Below are 22,944 nucleotides of genomic sequence, written 5' to 3'. Positions count from 1 at the left end.
GCACAGATTTCGTAACAGCCCTTAACCCTTCCGTGAGGGGGGTATCTTGGTGCGGCAGGCTGTCGCTATCCATTCACTCAACGGATCGCAAACACCCACAGGAGACAGCCCAATGACCCGCCAATTCTGGACCATCTTAACCGCAGGCGCTCTCGCCACAGTTGCTTTCGACCTTTTCGGTCAAGGACTTGCGCCTTTCTTCGGCTTTGCAAAACTCGCCCCGGTCGGTCTTGCAACCGGTACGCTGAAAACCGTTTTCGGCGCCGTCCCGAAAGGATCAGGCGACATTCTTCACATTCTGACCGGGCTCTTTGTCTACACGCTTGGCTATGTTCTCGTCGCCAGACCATTGCAACAAAAGATCGTTCCCGCCCTGCCCTGGATCGTGACGGCTGTCGCCTATGGTATCGGCCTCTGGATCTTCGCGCTCTACGGCGTTGCGCACTTGATTGCGGGCAACAAACCGTTCCTCGGCTTTACGGGCATCACATGGGTCGCGCTTTGGGGGCACATCGTCTACGCGATTGTCGCGGTTTACCTGATCGAGAAACGGCCCTTCACGAAAGCCGCCTCGACCGCCTGAGCCTTGCCGATCTGATCATGGCCTGCCACAAGACGGGCCATGATCACCCGCACTCACCTGAAAGACGATGCCGACAGCATCGCGGTTTACTCCGATTGTGAACGCTACCGCTACACGCTAACCCGCACGTGGGACACGACAGGTAAGAAGGTGGCGTTCGTGATGCTAAATCCCTCCACTGCAACAGAAATTCAGAACGATCCGACGGTCGAACGGTGCGAGCGCAGAGCGCGGGCCTTGGGTTACGGCGCGTTTCGGGTTTGCAATATCTTCGCATGGCGCGACACGGATCCGTTCCAGATGCGCAAGGCCGCTGAACCAGTCGGCCCGGAGAACGACGCAGCTATTCGGGAGGCGTGTTTCTGGGCCGATGATGTCGTCTGCGCCTGGGGCACCCATGGGGAGCATCTGAGCCGTGGACCTAACGTCGAAACGCTGATGCGCGACACCGGGAAACCGTTGTATCATCTGGGTCTTTCAAAAGCTGGACATCCAAAGCACCCGCTTTACATCGCCTACGCCAAACAGCCGGAGATCTGGCCATGATAGACGGGTTCACCCAGCAGAAGATTACGGTCGATGGAGTCACGCTTTCGGTTCATATCGGCGGCGACGGTCCGCCGTTGGTACTGCTACACGGATACCCTCAGAACCACATGACATGGGCACGCGTCGCGCCGGGTTTTGCCAAGACGCACACCTGTATCATCCCTGATCTGCGCGGCTACGGTGAAAGTGACGCGCCAATGGATGATCCTGCCCACGAGACATACTCCAAACGGCGCATGGCCCGTGATATTATTGGGATTTTAGACGCATTGGGCTATGAGGGCGCCGCTGTTCTAGGCCATGATCGGGGCGCGCGTGTGGCTTATCGGATGGCCTTGGACCATCCCGAACGCGTACATAAGCTCGGCATCATCGAGATCGTCCCCACCGGGGATTTCTGGGCCGACTGGTCCGCCGATTTGGCAATGAAAGCGTACCACTGGACCTTCCTCGCCCAAGACGCGCCGTTGCCCGAGCGAATGATCGGAGCGGATCCCGTAGCATATATCGACTGGACGCTTGAAAGCTGGACATTGGACAAGTCATTGGCGGTCTTCAGCCCCGATGCACTGGCCAGTTACCGGCTGCAGGCGCAGGATCCGGAGCACCTTCACGGCATGTGCGCGGATTACAGAGCAGGGGCAACCTTTGACCGCGCGTTGGATGAAGCAGACAAGGCCGCCGGGCGGCAGATCACGTGTCCCGTCAGGTTCCTTTACGCGGAAGGCGGGTTCCCGGCGCAGACAGGCGATCCCGCGGCAGTCTGGCGATCGTGGGCCGCTGATCTGACAACCCGCTCCTGCGTCAGCGGTCACTTCGCGATGGAGGAAAATCCGCAGGCGGTTCTGGACTGTTTCACCGAGTTTTTCGAGGCGTAATCGGCTTTCGGACTTCTATCGGACTTTTATCGGAAACCCGTCGGACTTCGTTGGCGGCAGCGTCTTGGCCAGATCAGCTGCGGCTTGTGAGCAGACGCAGGCCAGCGAAGGCGAAGACCGTCCCGAGGATACCTTGTATGCCCCGTCGCGCCTTGCCGTAGAGGCGCACCATGACGGGCGTCGAAAACGCGAGCGCGTAAAGCAGATGGATGATCACTGACAATGCGAAGGTGCCCAGCACGATGGCAGCACCAACCCAAAGCGGTGCATCCTCTTTCAGCCCGAGCGAGATAATCGCGATCCACGACAGGGCCGCCTTGGGGTTGGTCATCTGAATGAGATATCCGCGCCGGAAATACCCCGCAGGACTGCGGCGCCCGCCCGCAAGCTCTCTGGCTTCAATGTCGTGTCGGGATGCGGCCGACTTGAAAGATTTGTAGGCCAGCCACAGCAGATAGAGACCCCCGAAAATCTTGATCGCCAAGAGCGCGGAGGCGTAGGTCGCCAGCAGGGCGGACAAACCGAAAATAGTCAGAAGCGCCCAGGTGAACGATCCGATGGCCACACCCATTGCCAGCGAGATACCGGATGATCGCCCCACGCTCATGGAGGTGCCCATAACGGCCAGAACATTCGGACCCGGACTGGCAATGGCCACCATAAAGGCCGAGTAGGCCAAAAGTATTCCGGGAAGATAAAGACTGACATCCTGCATGGCACGCTCCTTCCGGCTTTATGTTCTCACTATGTTCTGATACGGCTACTCTGGCAACGAAAATCTGCAAGAACCCAACCGCACGCCTTCTGCAGCTCGAGCGGCTGTGTGAGGTCAGCAGAAAACCAAGCCATGGATCCGTTCGTACTTGGCACGCTTTTCCACCAAGATCGGATAGGCGACCAGAATGCCAGTGATGCGAAGCGTTCGACTATCTGCTGCCGATCTAACGGACAGATCTCGATCAGCAGTTAAGCTACGCAGCAGCTTTATCCCAAATTCAAGGTTTCTATTCCTCTAGGGATAGCATTTTTGTACTGTATTTTATGTCATACAGCATCAATCAAATAGCTACGTTTTCAGTCTTATTACTATCGATTGCAATTGTCGTGGTCGTAATCTTCAAGTTAATTAAAAGACTGCGGTCTCACCAACCACCAGCTATACCAAGCCCCCCTGCAGAGTTGGAGCCCACGGCAGCAGTTTTGCGTGAAAAACAGCTCGCAGACTCCTTTACAACAAAACTTAGCAATGCTCCTAAACCGTCGCTTCAGAAGTTATTACCTATTGGAGAACCTGACACTACATTACCACCAAGCGCGCAAGAAATGCGTGAACTTATCAAGACATTGGCCAGAGACGTCATCTACTTTCCAAGAATTTTCCCGCCTGTTCATCCAATGACATCACTCAGCTTCTTTGGAGGCGCTCCAATAGGTCCCAACGACTTTGGGTGGCCCCGTGACAACAAAACTGGCGAACCGCGATTTTTCATGTGTCAGCTCGATCTCAGCACTTTACCAGATACAAATGTATCGCAATGCTTGCCTAAATCAGGCGCACTATACTTTTTCAAACATGCTGAAGGAGGTGCAGGGAACGACCTCGTGATCTTTCACGATGGCCCGACTGAGGACTGGGTTGAGATCACTCAACCCGATGATATGCCTCAAACATATTCGGACAGCCATAGATGGAATGACTATAATGGCGGTCCTGGTACAACTTTCCCAAAGTGGGAAGTCCGACCAACCAAAGCATTGCAATACCCCCATTTTGACCGGCTCAGTCGGGATTGCAGTTTCGATAGCAGCGATGAAATTAAGAACGCACTCTACGAAAACGAACAAGCACGTATGATGCGGGAAGACAGGGAGCGGGTGTTTGGTTCGGCCACTATTTGGCCCGATGGAATACAACAGGATTTCAATGCGGGGGGTGCACGGATCCTAGAGGCGTTGCCGCCAGTCTGGCTGGCTGTTCAGATAGTTTTGCGCGGCAAGCACTACAACACACGGGCACGAAAGAATTCCGTCGAAGAAAACGCCATGCCGGAAGAAGTTCAGGTCTTTGAAGCGTATCAAAAGCTCCGTGATCGGTTGTGTATGCTTTCCAGGCGTTTCGAACCGATGGATGTTATGTCAACTCAATACCAAACTGAATTTATATCGTTCTTGGACCAATCATCGTTTCCTCAAACGCTGTGGGATGATGCTGTAAATTTCACGATTGAAAAATGCCTCAGCCACTCCGCCGAAACCGCTGAGCTTATCAGCTCAGATCAAATTGAGCATGTGCGGCATCGGCTCGATCATAGGGCACACCAATGCGGCGGGTTCCCGGGAAGCGTACAGGGCTACAACATCGACAATGATTACGACCACGTGCTCCTAATGCAGTTTAACCCTGACCGTGGCCAACACTGGGAATTTGACCAGCTCTCTCAATACTGGGTGAAGGAGGATGATCTAAGGCAACAGCGGTGGGACAAAATATTCGTTACCTGTGAAGGGAGCTAGGCTCGTCATGCTGTCCTTTTCCCAATCCTATCAATCCTCAATAAAAAGAATTGCTGGTCAGATTGGCGATCAACGCGTTCGAATAGCAGCCATTCTGAGTTCGCGCTAGTAAGCATTCCTTCGAGAACTCAGGATCTAAGCAAACGGATCCACCTTCAAACGAAAGGCGTGGTCTTCTGACATCTCGAATGGAACGCACCGCCGCGCCCCACTCTGGCTATGCCTTGCGGCGGCGGGTGACGAGGGCCAGGCCTGCGAAGGCCACGAGGATCATCGGTGCTGTGGCTGGCAGGGGGACCGGGGTCAGTTCGCCGGTGATCTGCGCGCTGACGCCCTCGGCAATGGAAAAGTGGGCCGTGCGGGTCGGGTGTACCCCGTCGATGAACAGGTACGGATCGGCACCTTCCACGCTGTCTGGCGAGCAGTTGAAGACGTCCTCGATGTAACATGGGATATCGGTGACAGCGTAGCCCAGCTCTCCGTTCAGGGCGGCGTCGAACAGGATATTGCTGTCATAGCTGAATACGTTGATCCCGTCCGCTTCGAGCCCGGTGATATTCGTGGCCAATTGGCTGTTGAATGCCTCGGTCACGGCGGCGGCAGCGGCGATGCCCGCAAAGGCAGGGGTGCTGGCAAGGTTGGGCAAGCTGACGATCACGAAATCATCGAACAGGAAACCGCTGTCATTGGCGATCTCGCGTACGCCTTCGGTCACGGCATCTGCCGCATCGCGGGCGTCCTGTAGCAAGGTTGGGCTGGCGGCCCCCAAGGCGGCGAAGACGTCATTGGCGCCGAACCAGACCGAGGTCAGGGGGTTGTCGCCTGCGTCGATCAGGCCAAGGTCGTCGAGATCTTCAAAGGTGCCAATCTGGCCGCTGAAGGTGCTGAGCCGTGCAAAGGGAATTTCGTTGTCCCCGCCCTGCGCGGTTGCCCCGCCAAGGGCGAAGTTGGCGGTTTGCACGCCCGCATCGGAGAACTCGTCCTCGATCACTTCGGCCCAGACAAGACCGTTGGAAAACCGGCCCTCGAAATAGGGAAGAAGCGCGGGAGCGACCCCTTTGCCGTCGTCCGACAGGCTGTCGCCAAAACTGTAAAACCCGGTGTAGGTGTCGGTCAGAGTTGAGGCCTGCGCGGAAGCCGTCAGAGCCAGCGCGGCTGACAATGTGATCAATGTTGTTTTCATGTTTCCCCCCATGATGTGCCATCAGATGAGCAGTCAAAGCGGCGGTCAGGCAAGATATTTCCCGCCTGACCTAACGTCACAGCTGTCGCTCAGCTCAGGTGCGTCGCGAAATGCGCGAGCGTCCGCTCCCATGCCAGGGTCGCGGCATCTTCGTCGTAACGGGGCGTCGTGTCGTTGTGAAAACCATGGTTGGCCCCCGCATAGATATGCGCCTCGTACGTCTTGTCGTTGGCTTGCAAGGCGGCTTCGTAGGCGGGCCAGCCTGCATTGATCCGCTCGTCCAACTCGCCGTAGTGGATCAGCAAGGGTGCCTCGATGGCGGGGACATCTGCTGCATCCGGTTGGCGTCCGTAGAACGGCACGGAGGCCGCCATGTTGGGATAGGCTACGGCCAGTGCATTGCAGACCCCGCCTCCGTAGCAGAAGCCCACGGCACCGACTTTGCCGGTCGAGCCCTCGTGGTCCACGAGGAATTCGAAGGCGGCGAAGAAATCCTCCATCAGCTTGGCGCGATCCAGTTCCTTTTGCATGGCGCGGCCGTCGTCGTCGTTGCCGGGATAGCCGCCCAAGGGGGTCAGACCATCGGGACCGAAGGCCAGATATCCGGCTTTCGCCGTGCGGCGCACGACATCTTCTATATAGGGGTTGAGCCCCCGGTTTTCGTGAATGACCAGAACCGCCGGCAGCTTGCCCGTGGCCCCTGCGGGCTTAGCCATCAGGCCCCTGATTGTGCCGTGGCCCTCGGGGCTTTCATAGGTTGCGGTCATGGTTTCGATGGATGGATCATCGGCGGGCACTTGCTGGGCCAGAGCGTAATTGGGCTGGAGGCTTTCCAGAACGGCCGCCGCAGTTACCCCGGCCGCTGCATATTTCGTGGCATTCTTCAGAAAGTCCCGCTTGGACATCTTGCCGTGAACGTAGCCGTCATAGAGTTCCAGCAGGCGTGGATCGAAGTCAGAGGCTTTTTTGCGCTTCATCGAAGATACTCCCTATACGTCGGTAACCGGAAGGTTAGAGCAACGGGGCTAAGACGCAAATCAATCCTCCAATCGCAGCGGCAGGGCTGTCGTGGATTTGATCTCTTTCAGGACAAAGCTTGATTGAACCTCGCGCACGAACGCGCTGCGCAGCAGATTCTGGGTCATGAAGCGCTCGTACGCCTCGACGTCGCGGACGCGGACCTTAAGGATATAGTCCGCGCTGCCGGAAATGGCGTGACACTCGAGGATCTCGGGATGGCGGGTGACGAGCTGTGCAAAGCCATCCACCGCGGCCTCGGAGTGATCCTCAAGCCGGATGCTGGCCAGAACGCACAACTTACAGCCCACGCCGTCGGGCGCCAGCAAAGCGACGCGCCCGCGAATTATGCCAGCCGCCTCAAAATCCTGAACGCGGCGCCAGACGGTGCTTTGGGCCATTCCCACCCGCTCGGCCAAGGCCGCGAGGGACAATGTGCAGTCTCGTTGAATCTCATCAAGGAGACGGTGATCTTGGATCGTGAATTTCATATTTCTTCTGAATATGAGTTATTTTTTCCAGAATATCCGATTTACCCGAAAATCTGGAAATGTTTTTCATCTGGCTGGGCGTATTCTCGTGACAGGAGGATGCCCATGCCACTCAACACTGCCTATGTCTCAAAAACGCCCGATCCCAACGGGATTTATACTTATTCAAGCGACGAAACCGCAGTCTGGTCAGAGCTTTACACGCGCCAGATGGCAGACTTGCGAGACCACGCGTGTATGGCCTATCTGACGGGTCACAAACTGCTGGGCCTGTCGCCAGATACCGTGCCGCAGGTGGCAGATCTGGACCGACGGCTGAGCACGCTGACCGGCGCAGGGGTCCAGGCCGTAGATGCGCTGATCCCGCAAGACGCGTTTTCCAATCTGCTCAAGGCACGGCGGTTTCCGGTGGCCACGTTCATTCGCCGGCGCGAGGATATCGATTACATCGAGGAGCCGGATATCTTTCACGAGGTGTTCGGCCATTGCCCCATGCTGACCGATGAAAAGTTCTGCCGGTTCATGGAGCAGTTCGGCGCGCTGTCTCTGGAGGTTGGACCCGAACACATCGAACGGCTGTTTCGCCTGTTCTGGTTCACCATTGAATTCGGTCTGATCCGCGAGGCAGGCAAGACAAAGGCCTTTGGCGCAGGCATCATGTCGTCGCCCGCCGAGCTGGCCAACGTTGTCTCGGGGGGTGCGGCGGTCGTGCCGTTCGATCTGCTGGAGGTTTTGCGCACGCCCTATCGGATCGACATCGTTCAGCCGGTCTACTTTGAGATCGAGAGTTTCGCGGCGCTGGCTTCTCTGGGCCGCGACCGGATCAAGACCGCCTTGGTCGAGGCCGCCCGTCCGGGGGACAGACCGGCGTTGTTTGATAAGGCGGCATGAGGGCGGGGCCGCGTATCAGGCGGCCCCGGGGGTTCAGCGCTGTTTGCGGCGGAGCGCGGCAATGCCGCCCATCCCCGCCAGCAACAACAGACCGGAGGCCGGAAGCGGGATTGGCGCGACCTCTGAGATCGTGATCGTGGCCAGCGAGAAACTTGCCGGATCCGAGAAAAAATCGATCTGCGCGGCATCGCCCAGAATGTCCCCCGTTGCGAGCGTTTGACCGGCAAATACGGACAAGTCGCCCCCTGCTGTCACAACACCCCCTTCATCTTCGCCCAACGCGATGTCCTGCCCCTGAACGAACGCGGCCCCCTCCAGCCCGTTCACCTCTGTCCCGGCGTCATAGATGTCGTTGCCGGTGATCTCGATGGTTTGGGCACCAAGGAAAGCACCGCTGTCGTCAAAGAGCTGATAGGCCAGTGGGTTGTCATTGCCGATGAACGTGTCATTCGATGGCAGAACCATGGAGAGGAAGGTGAAGAACAGCGCCTCGTTGGCGACGATATCCAGCGTGGCTGTGATCGTCTCACCCGGCTGCACGGGCGGCGGACCATCGGGGGAGGCCAAGACAACGGAGGAGGAGTCCGGATCCATAGCAAGACGCTCGTCCCGGACGGCGGACGGTGCGCCGGTCTCGGCGATCAGTCGCACCCCATCGCTTGCCGCTTCGCCCACGGTAAACGCATCGAACGTCCCGTCATGGATCGCGGTGTAAAGCGGCGTGAGCGACAAGCCGCCCTCGGCCTGATTGTTGGTCACCGTAATGCTGAGCGTGGTGGCGGAGGCCACCCCCGCCACGCAAAACGACGCGCAGACCAGCGCCGTTGTCTTGAAAAAGGTCATCTGTAGATCTCCCATTTGATCATTGGACCGGTGCGTGTGCCGCCGGTCGCGTAGACGCTAGCCCGGCGCTTGATCACAGGGGTGACACGTCCCGGTGAGGCGAGGAACGCTCCGCAAGATGTGAAGGGGGCGGGTTTTCACAGAGCCGTGATCCTGGCCGTCTGCCATAGAAAAAGCCCCGGCCGTTTCCGACCGGGGCTTCTGAGTTCTCTAAAGAATGCTGCGCTTATTCTTCGGCAGCAGCTTCTTCTTTCTTGATCTCTTCGCCGGTTTCCTGATCGACGACTTTCATCGACAGGCGCACCTTGCCGCGATCATCAAAGCCCAGAAGTTTGACCTTCACTTCCTGACCTTCTTTCAGAACGTCAGATGGATGGTTCAGACGGCGGTTTTCGATCTGGGACACGTGCACCAGACCGTCGCGCTTGCCAAAGAAGTTCACGAAGGCCCCGAAGTCGACGATCTTGACGACCGTGCCGGTGTAGACCTGACCTTCTTCCGGCTCTGCCACGATCGAGTGGATCATGTCGTAGGCTTTCTTGATCGACTCTCCGTCCGGCGATGCAATCTTGATGACACCGTCGTCGTTGATGTCGACCTTCGCACCGGACACTTCCACGATCTCGCGGATGACCTTACCGCCCGACCCGATCACTTCGCGGATCTTGTCGGTGGGCACCTGCATCGTTTCGATGCGCGGCGCGTGAACGGAGAATTCCGAAGCCTCGGTCAGCGATTTGGCCATCTCACCCAGAATGTGCATCCGGCCTTCCTTGGCCTGTGCCAGAGCGGTTTTCATGATGTCTGGCGTGATGCCGGCCACCTTGATGTCCATCTGCAGCGACGTGATGCCGTTTTCGGTTCCCGCCACTTTGAAGTCCATGTCGCCCAGGTGATCCTCGTCGCCAAGGATGTCTGTCAGGATCGCGTAATCGCCATCGTCTTCCAGAACCAGACCCATCGCGACACCGGCCACAGGGGCTTTCAGCGGAACACCCGCGTCCATCATCGACAGGGAGCCACCGCAGACGGAGGCCATCGACGAGGAGCCGTTGGATTCCGTGATCTCGGAGACCAGACGGATGGTGTAGGGGAAGTCGGTTGCCGCAGGCAAAACGGCCTGAAGCGCGCGCCATGCAAGCTTACCATGACCAATCTCGCGACGACCCGGAGGTCCGAAGCGCCCAACCTCGCCCACGGAATAAGGCGGGAAGTTGTAGTGCAGCAGGAAGTTCGAGCGATACGTCCCTTGCAGCGCGTCAATCATCTGCTCGTCATCGCCGGTGCCCAGCGTGGTGACCACAAGGCCTTGCGTTTCGCCGCGGGTGAACAAAGCCGACCCGTGGGTCCGGGGCAGGAAGCCCGTTTCGCACTCGATCGCGCGCACCTTGTCCAGCGCGCGGCCATCGATCCGCTTCTTGTTCTTCACCACATCGCCGCGCAGAACCGTGCTTTCCAGCTTCTTCAGCGCGGAGCCGAGGTTTTCGTCTTCCAGTTGCTCTTCGGTGAGGGCTTCCTTGACCGCGTCTTTCGCCGCGGCAACGGCTGCGGTGCGCTCTTGCTTGTCGGTGATCGCATAGGCGTCGCGCATCTGCTTTTCGCCGGCCTTCTTCACGGCCTCGTAGAGGTCGGAATAGTCCGGTGCAACGAAGTCAAACGGCTCTTTCGCGCAGTCTTCTGCCAGATCGATGATCAGGTCCAGAACGGGCTGGATCTGCTCATGTGCAAAGGTCACCGCGCCCAGCATCTCGTCTTCACTCAGCTCATAGGCTTCGGATTCGACCATCATCACGGCGTCTTTGGTGCCCGCCACAACCAGATCGAGCCGCTGCTCGGGGTTGTTGCGCAGATCGTGCATATCGTCGATCTCGGGGTTGAGGATGTATTCGCCATCCTCGTAGCCCACGCGGCAGCCCGCGATGGGACCCATGAACGGCGCACCGGAAATGGTCAGCGCGGCGGAGGCTGCAATCATCGCAACCACGTCGGGATCATTGACCAGATCGTGGGACAGCACGGTGCAGATCACCAGAACTTCGTTTTTGAAGCCCGGCACAAAGAGCGGGCGGATCGGACGGTCGATCAGACGGCTTGTCAGCGTCTCTTTCTCGGTCGGACGCGCCTCGCGCTTGAAGAAGCCACCGGGGATCTTGCCCGCGGCGTAGTATTTCTCGTTGTAGTGAACGGTCAGCGGGAAGAAGTCCTGACCGGGTTTTTGCGACTTCGCAAAGGTCACGTTGGCCATGACCGAAGTTTCACCATATGTGGCGATGACGGATCCATCCGCCTGACGGGCGACCTTGCCCGTCTCGAGTGTCAGGGTCTCTTCACCCCATTCGATCGATTTTTTCGTCGTTTTAAACATCTATTTTCCTATGATGACCTGTCCCGGGCGTATCCCGGTTGGGTCGTGTGCCCCCTTTGGGCGTTACGTAGGGGCCGCATTGCCCCTGACCCTTGTCTGAAGATTACGTCTGCGGCCGGGTCCATCCGCAGAATATAAAGAAGCGCCCGAGGGGGCGCTGCTTTGGTCTGTTGTTCTCTTAGCGACGGATGCCGAGCTTGCCGATCAGGTCGGTGTAGCGCTTTTCCTCTTTCGCCTTGAGGTAGTCGAGCAGTTTCCGGCGCTGTGCGACCATCTTCAAAAGCCCGCGACGACCGTGGTTGTCTTTCTTGTGGGTCTTGAAGTGTTCGGTCAGCGTGGTGATGCGCGACGTCAGGATCGCAACCTGAACTTCCGGCGAACCAGTGTCGCCGTCTTTGGTTGCGTATTCTTTCATAAGGCTCGCTTTGAGCTCTGGTGTGATCGACATCGGGGTCTCCTTTTCAAAGGTTAGAGCTATGGCGCAAGCCGGGATGTCGTCCAGCAGGGCCCATGGAGGTGTCCGCAGTCCAACCGCGGATGCGCGCGTATAGGGGGAATCGCGCGGAAAGGAAAGGGAAAACGCAGGTTGAAGAGCCAGAGCCCGCCACCTGCGACGTCATGCTAAACCTATAAAGCTTGAGTCCGTATCAAGTTCCGACATCCCCACTTCGACCTAATATGGAAGTGTTAGGCTGCTATACACAGCAATCGTAAAGCTTGAACCGAGACGCTATACAGAACTGAACACTTCTCGGAAGTCTATATGCAATTTACACTTAGTATATATCTGCCTTCGAATTTCGCTAAATCCATACTGTGTGAAACCATTCATTTAACCGCATTGAACTCGTAGAAGAAAAGTAGACCTCGGCAGAAATCCATCAAAAGATACATGGTTTCAATAACCTAGATCACATGTAGAAAATTATTAGCGTAAAAATTCTATTTTGTGATAGTCTGACTAATACTTTATTTTTTATTTTGGAGAGTAATTATGGCCTCGTTTGCAATTGATGACGATCTTGGATTGAATGGACCAGAGGTTGGAGCGCCTCGACCAACGAAGAAAAGCACAGAAACACTTGGACTACCCGACTTACCATTTTTTGACGTTGTTCAGCATGAAATCAAAGTTGATGCAGATGTCGAGTTAAACGGACTGGCTAAGTTATTCGATCTTTCGGCAGGAAAACGACATTTTTTGATCCTTCGCGATATACGCCGTTTTCGCATTATCGCTGTCGATGGAAAAGAAGTCCGCGAAGGCATCGCTGTACGTTTGACTGTCAACGCCAAAAATCTGAGTGCCAAGGTGGGCTTAAGTGTGCCAAATATCGCTGCGCAAGTTCAGATCAGCAATGCTACAGCGCAAGCTTCACTCCGTGTAATTGGATACAATGGACCGCTTGCGGGTGAAGTCCAATTTGAAGACGATTTTGGTGTCAATTCATACGCGAAGCTTGCCGAAACTATGAATCGAATAAAAGATATAATGTTTCAGGAAAATAATCGCATCTACTGGGACCCAAAACCTCTCGCGTTCGATACCTGAGTATGATCTCGGTTCTCAACTGCAAGAGACAAGCTATCAGGATATCTTGTATTGCTAAGTAAAATGGGCACCAATCCGTTTACGCACAAGGTTATTGGGTCTTAATTCGTAGCTTTGCGTTGTTATGTTGCGGTCTTACTGTAGACACCAAGCTGGCCAAACAAAGCCCCCGCAGATGATGCCGCAGGGGGCATTGTTTCGCCAACGCTGTGATCAGTCCGGCAATTTGGCTTTGCGCAGGTAGGGCAGGACGGTTTCGAACTCGCCGAATTTCGCCTTGGCGTCCTCGTCGCTGACCGTGGCGGGGATGATGACGTCGTCGCCCACGTTCCAGTTGGCCGGGGTCGCGACGCCTTTGGCAGAGGTTTGCAGTCCATCCAGCGCGCGCAGGACTTCGGCAAAGTTGCGGCCCACAGTCATCGGATAGGTCATGGACAGCTTCAGCTGCTTGTCTGGACCGATGATGAAGACCGAGCGCACGGTGGCGCTGTCGGCAGGTGTGCGGCCATCGGGCAGATGCGCCTCGGCGGGCAGCATGTCGAAGGCTTTGGCGACTTCAAGACCGTCATCGGCGATGATCGGGAACTGCGCGGGGGTGCCCGCCACTTTCTCGATGTCGCCTTTCCAGCGCTTGTGATCATCCGCGCTGTCCACGGACACACCGATCACCTTGGTGCCGCGTTTGTCCCACTCGTCGGCCAGTTGCGCGACCGCACCGAATTCGGTGGTGCAAACCGGCGTGAAGTCCTTGGGGTGCGAGAAGAGAATGGCCCAGCTGTCGCCGATCCACTCATGTAACGAGAAAGTGCCCTGATCCGTTTCCACCGTCAGATCCGGGATCGTGTCGTTGATACGCAATGCCATGGCATGTCCTTTCTTAAGAGATCTTAACTCTCATATAGGGACGATCCGGCGACCGGTGCAATGATCAGATGGCGGCGCGGACTTCGCGTTCGACCGCCGCAATGGCAAGGCGGATGTCATCTTGCGTGCAGCGGTGGTTCACGATTGCCGCCCGCAGGCAGGGCTTCCCGTCCACAAGCGTCGTCGAAAAGACCGCGTCGCCAGACAATTGTAATGTGGCCGCTATCTTGTCGGGATCACCTGCTTTCGGCCAGAAACAGCAGACATTCGACACCACTGGGCGGGCCAGATCCAGCACCTCGGAGCCTGCTGCAAGCTGCCCCATCAGCGCGGCCTGCTTGCAATTGTCGGTCACGTAAGCGCCAAGCGCGTCCGTCCCGATGGTTTGCACGACGGTCCAGACCTTGAGCGCCTTGAAGCCGCGGGACAGCTCCAAGCCGTAGTCGCAGAACCACAAATCACCCCCGGCAAGCCCCGCGTCCTGCGAGGCAAGATAAGACGGGCGGGCGGTAAAGGTCGCACGGTGCAGGTCCCGGTCGCTGATAAGGCAAGCACCGCAATCATAGGGAACCGACATCCACTTGTGCAGATCGCAGGCGATGGAATCCGCCTGTCCAATGCCCTTCGCCAGATCGCACCACGGGGCATCAGCCAGAAGCGCCCAGAACCCGAAGGCCGCATCGACGTGGAACCAGATGCCTTCCGCCTTGCAATAGCTGGCGAGATCGTCCAGCGGATCGAAATAGCCCAGATTGACGGAGCCTGCGGTGCCGACCACAGCCAGCGGTTCCAGCCCATTGGCGCGGTCTTGGGCGATGGTCTCTTTCAGGCGATCCATATCCATCTGGCCACTGTTCAGGACGGGTATCTTGGTCAGGCTTTCGCTGCCATAGCCCAGCACCTCAAGCGCCTTGGCGATACAGGAATGGCCCCCGTCGGCGACATAGACGCGGATGTCCGGATAGGCCCGGATCCCATTTTTCAGAACGTCCGCGCCAAATTTGCGCCTGCGGGCAGCCGACATGGCGAGGATGGTGGCTTGGGAGGTGCCGGAGGTCAGAATGCCGAAAGCGTCCTGCGGCATATCGGCGGTGCGACACAGCCAGTCTATCACTGCGCGCTCTACCTCCGCGGCGCCGTGGTCCCGCCCGCCGCAATTGGAATTCATGGTGGCGGCGACCATCTCTGCGCCTACGGCCACAGGCGTTCCCGTGCCGTGAACCCAGCCGAAGAAGCGAGGATGGGTGTTGCCCGTGGCGTAGGGCATGATCTCGTCACTGATGCGGTCGAAAACTTTCGCCGTGGGCGTACTGCCGGCGATATCGCGCAGCGCGACGCCGTCCCGCATATCGGCGGGCTTGGGTTGCCATGGCAGGTCACGGGCGGATTGCATTCGGGTCAGGCAGGTGTCGAGCAGGTCGTGCATCTCTTGGCTGAACGCTGTCCAATCCTGCGGGTCCAACCTCTGTCCTTCATCCGCCATTGTGCTGCCCTCTCTGCTTGGTCGCGAAAGCTAAATCGCGACAATCGGGGAACGTCAACCAAACGTCCTTCGCCCGTCATCGAGTTTCAGAAGATCGGAAGGTGCACTTGCGCATATCCTTGCGGTCGAGACAGGAATCAAAACGGACAGGGCGCCCGGAAGGTCATGCCGCGCCCGCCCTCAGGGTGGCGCAGGCGCAGTTCTTCGGCGTGGAGCATCATCCGCGGGAACTCCAGCGCAGGCCCAGATGCATAAAACGGATCGCCCAAGATGGGGTGTCCGATTTCCTTCATATGAACGCGCAACTGGTGGGACCGCCCGGTCTGCGGTTTGAGCCGGACGCGGGTGGTGCCATCCTCAATGCGGATGCGGCGCCACTGGGTCACCGCCTCTTTCCCGGTCTCGAAATTCACGTGTTGCAGGGGACGGTTGGGCCAGTCCACGATCAGCGGCAGATCCACAACCCCGCATTTGTCCTGCACCTCGCCCCAGACCCGCGCGACGTAGATCTTCTTTGTCTGACGTTTTTCGAACTGCAGACCCAGATGACGCTGCGCGGCCTTCGTCTGCGCAAAGATCATGACGCCGGAGGTGTCGCGATCCAGCCTGTGGATCAGCAGCGCCTGCGGAAAAGCCGCCTGTACTCTCGTTATGAGACAATCACTTAGGTGGTCACCCTTGCCGGGCACTGACAAAAGACCATGGGGCTTGTTCACGACAAGCAGTTCCGCGTCCTCATGGAGGACCTCCAACGGGACATCTGGCGGCCTGTACTCTGAGTCCATCTACTCAAATACTCTTGAACCCGCACAATTCTGCGGGCGGCTATACTTTCACACGCTCGGACTTCGGATCATAGAATGGTTTGGAGGACACATCAGCGCAGACGCGGGTTCCCGCCACATCGATCTCATAGGTGCTTGCAAGGACATTAGCGAGGGCTTCGCCTTTGCAGGGGACGTAGCCCATACCCAGCGCGGCCCCCAAGTGGTGACCGTAGGCGCCGGAGGTGAGGTAACTGACAACCTCGCCATCGCGCAGGATCGGTTCGGCGTGATAAAGCAGTGGCTCCGGGTCGGTCAGCTTGAACTGTAACAGCCGCATGGACAGCCCCTCATCCTTCTTGCGCAGCACGGCGTCGCGGCCGATGAAGTCGGGCTTTTCGGTTTTCACTGCAAATCCCAGACCGGCCTCAAGCACGTGATCCTCGCACGTGATGTCGTGGCCAAAATGGCGGAATGCCTTTTCGATCCGGCAACTGTCCATCATATGAAGGCCGCAGAGCGTCATGTTCATATCCTGCCCGGCCCTATGCAGCGTCTCAAACACATGGGCCGCCTGATCGGAGGAAACGTAGACCTCCCACCCCAGTTCGCCCACATAGCTGACGCGGTGGACCCGGGCGAGACCCATGCCGATTTCAACCTCTTGAGCGGTGCCGAACGGGTTCGTGGCGTTTGAGAAATCGTTGGGCGACACGCGTTCCAACAGTGTGCGTGCGTTTGGCCCCATGACGGCCAAGACCGCCTCAGCCGCGGTCACGTCTGTGATCACCACGTTGAAATCACCCTGATGGCGGCGCATCCAGGTTTCGTCCGCCAGCCGTGCGGCGGCCGGTGTCACGACCAGATAAGCGGTCTCGGACAGGCGGGTGACGGTGACATCCGCCTCGATCCCGCCTGTTTTATTGAGGAACTGCGTGTAAGTGATCTTGCCAACCGGGCCGGCGTAGTCACCCCCGCCAATATAATTCATGAAGGCTTCTGCGTCGCGGCCTTCAACGCGGATTTTGCCGAAGGACGACATATCGTAGAGCCCGACATTCTCGCGAATGGCGCGATGTTCGGCGGCGATGTTTTCAAAGAAGCTCTGACGTTTCCAAGTGTAATCGTACTGCGCTTCCTGGCTGCCGCGCGCGAACCAATTGGCGCGCTCCCACCCGGCAAACTCGCCCATAACCGCGCCTTCGTTCAGCAAATGCTGATGCAATGGTGACCGGCGGATGCCCCGCGCTGTTTCCTTTTGGCGGAACGGGTAGTGGTCGGCATAGAGCAGGCCTAGCGTTTCCTTGGAGCGTTCGTAGAGATAGGTTTTATTGCCTTGAAACGGCTGCATCCGGGCAATGTCCACGTCACCCAGATCGAAGGGTTTTTCGCCCGTGTCCATCCACTGAGCCAGCGCCATACCGGCCCCGCCTGCGGATTGTATACCGATGGAGTTGAAGCCAGCGGCCACCCAGAAATTGTCCAGTTCCGGCGCCAGACCCAGATGATAGGCATCATCGGGCGTGAAGCTTTCGGGGCCGTTGAAGAATGTATGGATCCCGGCCTCTGCCAGCATGGGAAGCCGCGCCACAGCGGATTCCAAGATCGGCTCAAAATGATCGAAGTCTTCGGGAAGCTGGTCGAACTCGAAGTTCGACGGGATGCCGTCCATGCCCCAAGGCTTGGCGTTTGGCTCGAACGCACCGAGCAGCATTTTTCCGGCGTCTTCCTTGTAGTAGGCGCATTCGTCTGGCACGCGCAGAACCGGAAGTTGTGTGAGGCCGGGGATGGCTTCGGTCACGATGTAGAAGTGCTCGCAGGCATGCAGCGGCACGTTTACCCCCGCCATCCGGCCCACCTCATGGCCCCACATGCCCGCGCAATTGACCACGTGATCGCAGGTGATCTGCCCGGTCTGGCCTTGTGTTTCCCATGTGATTGACGCGGCGCGGCGCCCCGCGCGGGTGATCTGCGTGACACGCGCGTCCTCCTTGATCAGCGCGCCGTTTTGGCGGGCGCCTTTGGCCAGTGCCAGAGCGATATTGGCCGGGTCGCCCTGCCCGTCTTTTTCCAGATACACGCCTGCCTTGACGCCATCGATGTTCAGATGCGCGTAACGGGCCTTCACCTCGTCCGGGGTGATCCGCTCCACATCCACGCCGAAGGCGCGGGCCATGGCCGCTTGGCGAAAAATCTCTTCCTGCCGTTCCTCCGTCAATGCCACCGTGATCGAGCCGCATCTTTTGAACCCGGTGGCGATCCCGGTCTCAACCTCAAGCCCGCCGTAAAGCTCCTGGGAGTACTTGGCGAGCTTCGTCATGTTCTTCGTGGCCCGCAACTGCGCGATCAACCCTGCGGCGTGCCACGTTGTGCCAGAGGTCAGCTTCTTGCGTTCCAGAAGAACGATGTCGGTCCATCCAAGCTTGGCGAGGTGATAAGCGACGGAGCAACCGATCACACCACCCCCGATGATCACGACGCGGGCATGGGAGGGCAAAGTCATTGGGCGATCTCCAACTGAGCGTCACACAAACGGGGGGCCGGGGTATCGCGGATCATGGGCGCGCGGGGATGTCCGGCTCGCCCATACTGCGGGTCAAAGGGCCCGCGACGCGGCCTGCAATCTGGCGCGTGGCGAGGATGTGGCCGGGCATCACTGCGGTCAGATAGACCCGACCCAGCAGGCTGTTGAACCAGATCGCCGTCGTGACATGGACGACCGGTTGCACGATCCGGGTTGCGATTGTGAAGGTCAGATGCTTGTCCTCAAGACCGGTCTCGTAGTGTTCTGGCGTGTCGATAACGACAGGCATCCGCTCCAGAAAATGGCCTGCGCCGGGCAATTCGCGCTGCAGACCAAACGGTGCAACCGCGATATTTCGCACCGCCATAGCCGCCCCAAGCCAGAGGGGTGGGTTTTCAAGGGCCCTCAGGAACGTGGCCTTGGCCGACAATGAGGGGTCGCGCATCGGTCCGCTGACCGTGTCCGCCCAATCGGGCGCGCGGTCCGGGCGCAGGTCGTTCATGCCCGGATCCTTTCGTTTTTCGGATCCCACAAGGGTTGGTCGGGTTGCACGACGGCGCGGTGACGTTGGCCGTAGATCTCGACCTCAAGCTCCGTGCCTTCAGTGGATTTATCCGTGCGCACCATGCCCAGGGCGATGGACTTGTTCACCCGATATCCCCAGCCGCCAGACGTCGTTTCGCCCACCACGTCATTGCCCGCCCAAACCGTCGACATAGCGGGTGCATCATAGCCGTTGGCCTCAACGGTCAGGGTGACGAAGCGCTTTTGGATGCCTTGCTGCTTCTCACTGAGAAGAGCCGCCTTGCCGGGGAAATCATCGGGCTTGTCGAGTTTGACGAAGCGGTCAAGTCCGGCTTCAAGGAGGGAGTAGTCGCTGGACAGATCACCCTTCCAAGAGCGGTACCCTTTTTCAAGGCGCATGGCATTCAGGGCATACATGCCGAACGGTTTGGCCCCGGCATTGGTAACCGCATCCCATATTTTAGGCGCGTCGGTCGGGTTGCAGTGCACCTCCCACCCCAGTTCGCCTGCGAAGGACACGCGGAAAAGTGTTACAGGGCAGCCCACGACATGCACGTCGGGCTGAACCGTCAGCCAACCTTTGGTCAGGTCGGCGTCGGTCAGGGGACCAAGAATATCGCGGGCCTTGGGACCGGTGATCAACAGACACTCACCTTCGTTAGACTGTTCGAGAACCTCGATGCCCCCCGGCGCCTGGCGCCACAGATGTTCGGTGTCGTGCCATTGGGCAAAGGCTGCGGTGATCAGGCCGACCTCATCCTCGCTGCGCACAGTGACGGACATTTCGGTGACGATCCGCCCGCGGCTGTCGGCGAAATAGGCCAGCCCGACGCGTCCGGGATTGGGCAACTGCGACGCAGTGAGGCTGTCTATGAAGGCGCGCGCGCCTGTGCCTTTCACGGTGATCCGGGTGAAGCCTGAGATGGCCAGAACCCCGCAATGATCACGCACCGCCTCGCACTCTTCCCTGATGCGCGGCTCCCACGGTCCGGAGCGGGACCACGTTTGTGTGGCGTCGAAGGAGATGTCGTCCCCCTCCTTGGCAAACCAATTGGCGCGCTCCCACCCATTGTAGGGTCCCATGACAGCCCCCGCATCGATCAACCGGTCGTGTAAGGTGGAGGGCTTTTTGTTCCGTCCGGCAGGCCATTCCATGTATGGGAAATGCATCCCGTATTCATGGCCGTAGACCTCAAGCGCTTTCTGATGGCAGAAGTCCTGATCGGTGTAATCGGTGTAGCGGCGGGGATCGACGGCCCACATGTCCCATTCGGTTTCACCCTCGGTGACCCATTCGGCCAGCACCTTGCCAGCACCGCCCCCTTGGGTGATGCCAAATGTAAAGACGCAGGCCTCGTAGGCGTTGGGAACACCGGGCATCGGTCCGATCAGTGGCAAGCCGTCAGGCGCATAGGGGATCGGGCCGTTGATCACGCGCCCGACGCCCGCCGTGCCCAGAATCGGCACACGGTTCATCGCGTCCTCGATGTACCATTCGAGCCGGTCCAGATCGTCCGGATACAGCTGGAAGCTGAAATCCTCGGGCATCGGATCGTCCGGCGTGACCCAGTGGGCCTTGCAGTTGCGCTCGTAGGGGCCAAGGTTCAGGCCGTTCTTGTCCTGTCGGAGGTAATAAGAGCTGTCGACGTCGCGCAGAAGCGGGATCTTGCGCCCATTCTCTTCGCTCCACGCTTTGAGTTCGGGGATTTCGTCCGTCAGAAAATACTGGTGGCTCATGGTGACCATCGGCACTGTGCGCCCACCATACGGCTTGAACCATTCGCCCACCCGCTGCGCATAGTAGCCCGCCGCGTTCACAACGTTCTCGCATCGGATGTCGCCCTTGTCCGTGTGGACAATCCATTCGCCACCGTTGCGGGACACACCTGTCGCCGGTGTAAACCGCTGGATCGAGGCGCCCATCTGGCGCGCGCCCTTCGCCAACGCCTGGGTCAGTTGGGCCGGATCGATATCCCCGTCATCCGGATCATAAAGCCCGCCCTCAAGGTCGTGCAGTTCGATAAACGGGTACTGCGCCTTGATGTCCTCCAAGGACATCATTTCGATATCGAGGCCCTGATAGCGGCCCATGCCCCGGGCGCGCTCGAACTCCTGCATCCGCTCTTTCGTGTGTGCCAACCGGATCGAGCCGGTGACATGGTAGTTCATCGGGTAGTCGACCTCTTCAGCGAGGCCGCGGTAAAGCGCTAGCGAGTAGCGCTGCATGTTCATGATGGCCCAGGACGTGCTGAAGGACGGACAATTGCCCGCCGCATGCCATGTGGATCCGGCGGTCAATTCGTTCTTTTCCAGAAGCACGCAATCCGTCCAACCGGCCTTGGCCAAGTGGTAGAGCGCGGAGGTTCCGACAGCCCCGCCGCCGATAATGACAACCCGCGCGGTGCTCGGAAACTCTGACATGACCGTACCCTTATGCTTGATGTTGCGGCACGTCGTCCGCGATGTCGTAGTAGTCGCCCTTGTCGGCCACGAAGATATGCTTTTGCAGCGTCAGCCCTGTCGGACCGTCAAGGGCGCCCATGCTGAAGCTGATCGTGTCTTCCGCATTGTGCTTCCAGAACAGGAAGGCGCCGCACGTGCCACAAAACCCACGCTTGGCGGTATCGCTGGCGTGATACCACTTAGGCGTCCCCGTGATGGACAGCGCAGCATCTTTGCAAACCGCCGAAGCCCAGACATGACCCGACTGCCTGCGACACTGACCGCAATGACAGACCGCCACGCTGGTGACATCACCGGTCACTTCAAATGAAATCTCGCCGCACAGACATGATCCCTTGAGCATGGGCAAACCTCCGTCAGTAAATGGGCGGGGCGATGGCCCAGATCACGACGGCGACGGTTTCGTAGGGATTGGCCCAGCGAAACGGCTCGCCGCGGATGCGGAAACTGTCGCCTTCGTTCAGATTGAAAAGTGTACCGCCGATCACGACATCCAGCTTGCCCGAGATGATATAGCCGACCTCTTGGGTTGGGCGGCTGACATCCTCATCCAGAACGGCGCCGGGTTCGAAGGTCGAATGCACGAGCTCGAAATCATCGGTCAGATCTGGCGACAAGAGCTCTTCCCTGAGCCCGGCCTGCCGCGACCCGATGGGGCGGCGCGCAGATTTGCGCACGACGTAGCCTTGTTCTGCGGCGGGTGTGACGTCTGACCCAAAGAGGCTTGAGATGGAAATATCCAGCACAGTCGCAATCTGGCGCAGATCCGAAATCGACGGCTCCGACTTGTCGCGTTCAACCTGACTGAGCCACCCGACGGACCGGCCCAAGGCTGCCGCCAAAGCGACCAGCGTGAACCCCCGCGCCTTGCGCAGGGCCCGGATATCGGCCCCAAGGGTACGTTTGGATGTTAGCGACTCATGCAGCATGCGACTCTCGTGAAATTTTTCCGGATAATTTCACGAGATAGGTAGTTGATCAAGTCAATTATAAACGAGGTGGTCGCGCGAAGGTCGCCTCTAAAAGTAATTTCATCTGCGCTGCGTCCTCTTCGGCGAAGGCATCGGGCTGATTGCTGTCGATATCGAAAACGCCCAGAAGATCGCCTCCATGGTCAAACACCGGCAAAACCAGTTCTGACCGGGTCGAACTGGCGCACGCGATGTGACCGGGGAAATCGTCGACGTCAGGAACAAGCTGCGTTTCACCCGTGCGCGCCGCGGCGCCGCACACACCGCGCGAAAACGGGATAACCAGGCAGCCGTGACCCCCTTGATACGGGCCGATCTTTAAAAGCTCCGGCTCCGTGACGCGGTAAAACCCGGTCCAGTCAAAGCGGTCATCGGCGTGATGCACCTCGCACGCGACAGTGGCCATCAAAGCAACGGTATCGGTCTCCCCATCCGTCAGCGACGCGACAGTTTTCTGAATATCCGGATAGTTGATCTTCACGTT

The 22,944-nt window shown here is 58.4% G+C and carries 22 protein-coding genes; 6 read left to right on the top strand and 16 right to left on the bottom strand.

Translation table 11 applies throughout. The features are described 5' to 3' along the window. Window positions 1-112: 112 nt before the first annotated feature. The 3 genes from KIN_RS16765 to KIN_RS16755 are packed head-to-tail and all read left to right on the top strand — an operon-like array spanning window position 113 to window position 2,010. The gene (locus KIN_RS16765; protein WP_159809219.1) at window positions 113-583 is read left to right on the top strand and encodes a hypothetical protein; all 471 of its coding nucleotides are present in this window, start codon (window positions 113-115) and stop codon (window positions 581-583) included. Window positions 584-622: 39 nt separating this feature from the next. After that, window positions 623-1,129, top strand: coding sequence for a DUF1643 domain-containing protein (locus KIN_RS16760; protein ID WP_159809217.1), 507 nt, complete (start codon window positions 623-625; stop codon window positions 1,127-1,129). After that, window positions 1,126-2,010 (top strand): alpha/beta fold hydrolase, encoded by an 885-nt coding sequence (locus KIN_RS16755; protein WP_159809215.1) that lies wholly within the window; start codon window positions 1,126-1,128, stop codon window positions 2,008-2,010. Before KIN_RS16760 ends, KIN_RS16755 begins: the two co-directional genes overlap by 4 nt. Before the next feature lie 73 nt (window positions 2,011-2,083). Here KIN_RS16755 and KIN_RS16750 read toward each other — a convergent pair whose 3' ends face one another. Further along, window positions 2,084-2,725, bottom strand: a complete 642-nt coding sequence (locus tag KIN_RS16750) for a LysE family translocator (RefSeq protein ID WP_159809213.1) — start codon at window positions 2,723-2,725, stop codon at window positions 2,084-2,086. 326 nt (window positions 2,726-3,051) lie between these two features. On the opposite strand from KIN_RS16750, the gene KIN_RS16745 reads away from it, so the two are divergent. Then, window positions 3,052-4,524 carry a DUF1963 domain-containing protein gene (locus tag KIN_RS16745; protein WP_159809211.1) on the top strand — a complete coding sequence of 491 codons (1,473 nt, stop codon included), beginning with the start codon at window positions 3,052-3,054 and terminating at the stop codon, window positions 4,522-4,524. A gap of 217 nt (window positions 4,525-4,741) precedes the next feature. On the opposite strand, the gene KIN_RS16740 is transcribed toward KIN_RS16745, so the two are convergent. From KIN_RS16740 to KIN_RS16730, 3 genes are all read right to left on the bottom strand, one after another. Beyond that, a complete protein-coding gene (locus KIN_RS16740) occupies window positions 4,742-5,707 on the bottom strand; it encodes an SGNH/GDSL hydrolase family protein (protein ID WP_159809209.1) in 966 nt (321 codons plus the stop codon). Between the two features lie 89 nt (window positions 5,708-5,796). After that, window positions 5,797-6,684, bottom strand: coding sequence for a YghX family hydrolase (gene yghX / locus KIN_RS16735; protein WP_159809207.1), 888 nt, complete (start codon window positions 6,682-6,684; stop codon window positions 5,797-5,799). A 60-nt stretch (window positions 6,685-6,744) separates the two neighbouring features. Further along, complete coding sequence (locus KIN_RS16730; protein WP_159809205.1) at window positions 6,745-7,215, bottom strand: Lrp/AsnC family transcriptional regulator; 471 nt, start codon at window positions 7,213-7,215, stop codon at window positions 6,745-6,747. A gap of 105 nt (window positions 7,216-7,320) precedes the next feature. On the opposite strand from KIN_RS16730, the gene KIN_RS16725 reads away from it, so the two are divergent. Further along, window positions 7,321-8,106 (top strand): phenylalanine 4-monooxygenase, encoded by a 786-nt coding sequence (locus tag KIN_RS16725; protein WP_207710143.1) that lies wholly within the window; start codon window positions 7,321-7,323, stop codon window positions 8,104-8,106. A gap of 33 nt (window positions 8,107-8,139) precedes the next feature. On the opposite strand, the gene KIN_RS16720 is transcribed toward KIN_RS16725, so the two are convergent. From KIN_RS16720 to rpsO, 3 genes are all read right to left on the bottom strand, one after another. Further along, window positions 8,140-8,949 carry a spondin domain-containing protein gene (locus KIN_RS16720; RefSeq protein ID WP_159809201.1) on the bottom strand — a complete coding sequence of 270 codons (810 nt, stop codon included), beginning with the start codon at window positions 8,947-8,949 and terminating at the stop codon, window positions 8,140-8,142. A 226-nt stretch (window positions 8,950-9,175) separates the two neighbouring features. Continuing rightward, window positions 9,176-11,314 carry a polyribonucleotide nucleotidyltransferase gene (pnp, locus tag KIN_RS16715; RefSeq protein ID WP_159809199.1) on the bottom strand — a complete coding sequence of 713 codons (2,139 nt, stop codon included), beginning with the start codon at window positions 11,312-11,314 and terminating at the stop codon, window positions 9,176-9,178. A 178-nt stretch (window positions 11,315-11,492) separates the two neighbouring features. After that, window positions 11,493-11,762: a 30S ribosomal protein S15 gene (gene rpsO, locus KIN_RS16710; protein ID WP_159809197.1), complete on the bottom strand. Its 270-nt coding sequence runs from the start codon at window positions 11,760-11,762 to the stop codon at window positions 11,493-11,495. Window positions 11,763-12,308: 546 nt separating this feature from the next. On the opposite strand from rpsO, the gene KIN_RS16705 reads away from it, so the two are divergent. Then, a complete protein-coding gene (locus tag KIN_RS16705) occupies window positions 12,309-12,866 on the top strand; it encodes a hypothetical protein (RefSeq protein WP_159809195.1) in 558 nt (185 codons plus the stop codon). A 213-nt stretch (window positions 12,867-13,079) separates the two neighbouring features. Here the strand turns inward: KIN_RS16705 and KIN_RS16700 are convergent, their stop codons facing one another. The 9 genes from KIN_RS16700 to msrC all read right to left on the bottom strand — a co-directional run bounded on the left by KIN_RS16700 (window position 13,080) and on the right by msrC (window position 22,941). Beyond that, a complete protein-coding gene (locus KIN_RS16700; protein ID WP_159809193.1) occupies window positions 13,080-13,730 on the bottom strand; it encodes a peroxiredoxin in 651 nt (216 codons plus the stop codon). Window positions 13,731-13,794: 64 nt separating this feature from the next. Next, entirely contained in the window at window positions 13,795-15,213 is a 1,419-nt protein-coding gene (locus tag KIN_RS16695) for a pyridoxal phosphate-dependent decarboxylase family protein (RefSeq protein WP_243144959.1), read from the bottom strand. 137 nt (window positions 15,214-15,350) lie between these two features. Then, window positions 15,351-15,998, bottom strand: coding sequence for an RluA family pseudouridine synthase (locus KIN_RS16690; protein WP_159809191.1), 648 nt, complete (start codon window positions 15,996-15,998; stop codon window positions 15,351-15,353). 40 nt (window positions 15,999-16,038) lie between these two features. Continuing rightward, window positions 16,039-18,480 carry a GcvT family protein gene (locus KIN_RS16685; RefSeq protein WP_159809189.1) on the bottom strand — a complete coding sequence of 814 codons (2,442 nt, stop codon included), beginning with the start codon at window positions 18,478-18,480 and terminating at the stop codon, window positions 16,039-16,041. 52 nt (window positions 18,481-18,532) lie between these two features. Continuing rightward, window positions 18,533-19,003, bottom strand: a complete 471-nt coding sequence (locus KIN_RS16680; protein WP_159809187.1) for a DUF2867 domain-containing protein — start codon at window positions 19,001-19,003, stop codon at window positions 18,533-18,535. Continuing rightward, window positions 19,000-21,447, bottom strand: a complete 2,448-nt coding sequence (locus KIN_RS16675; protein ID WP_159809185.1) for a GcvT family protein — start codon at window positions 21,445-21,447, stop codon at window positions 19,000-19,002. The genes KIN_RS16680 and KIN_RS16675 overlap by 4 nt, the downstream gene beginning before the upstream one ends. 10 nt (window positions 21,448-21,457) lie before the next feature. Beyond that, window positions 21,458-21,832, bottom strand: coding sequence for a GFA family protein (locus KIN_RS16670; RefSeq protein WP_159809183.1), 375 nt, complete (start codon window positions 21,830-21,832; stop codon window positions 21,458-21,460). Between the two features lie 13 nt (window positions 21,833-21,845). Beyond that, entirely contained in the window at window positions 21,846-22,418 is a 573-nt protein-coding gene (locus tag KIN_RS16665) for a helix-turn-helix domain-containing protein (RefSeq protein ID WP_174239137.1), read from the bottom strand. Between the two features lie 58 nt (window positions 22,419-22,476). Next, entirely contained in the window at window positions 22,477-22,941 is a 465-nt protein-coding gene (msrC, locus tag KIN_RS16660) for a free L-methionine (R)-S-oxide reductase MsrC (protein WP_159809181.1), read from the bottom strand. Window positions 22,942-22,944: the final 3 nt, after the last annotated feature.

Source organism: Litoreibacter roseus, assembly GCF_009811795.1.
Lineage (GTDB): Bacteria > Pseudomonadota > Alphaproteobacteria > Rhodobacterales > Rhodobacteraceae > Litoreibacter > Litoreibacter roseus.
The sequence above is the reverse complement of the archived record's forward strand: the minus strand, read 5'-3'. Positions and strand labels throughout refer to the sequence as shown.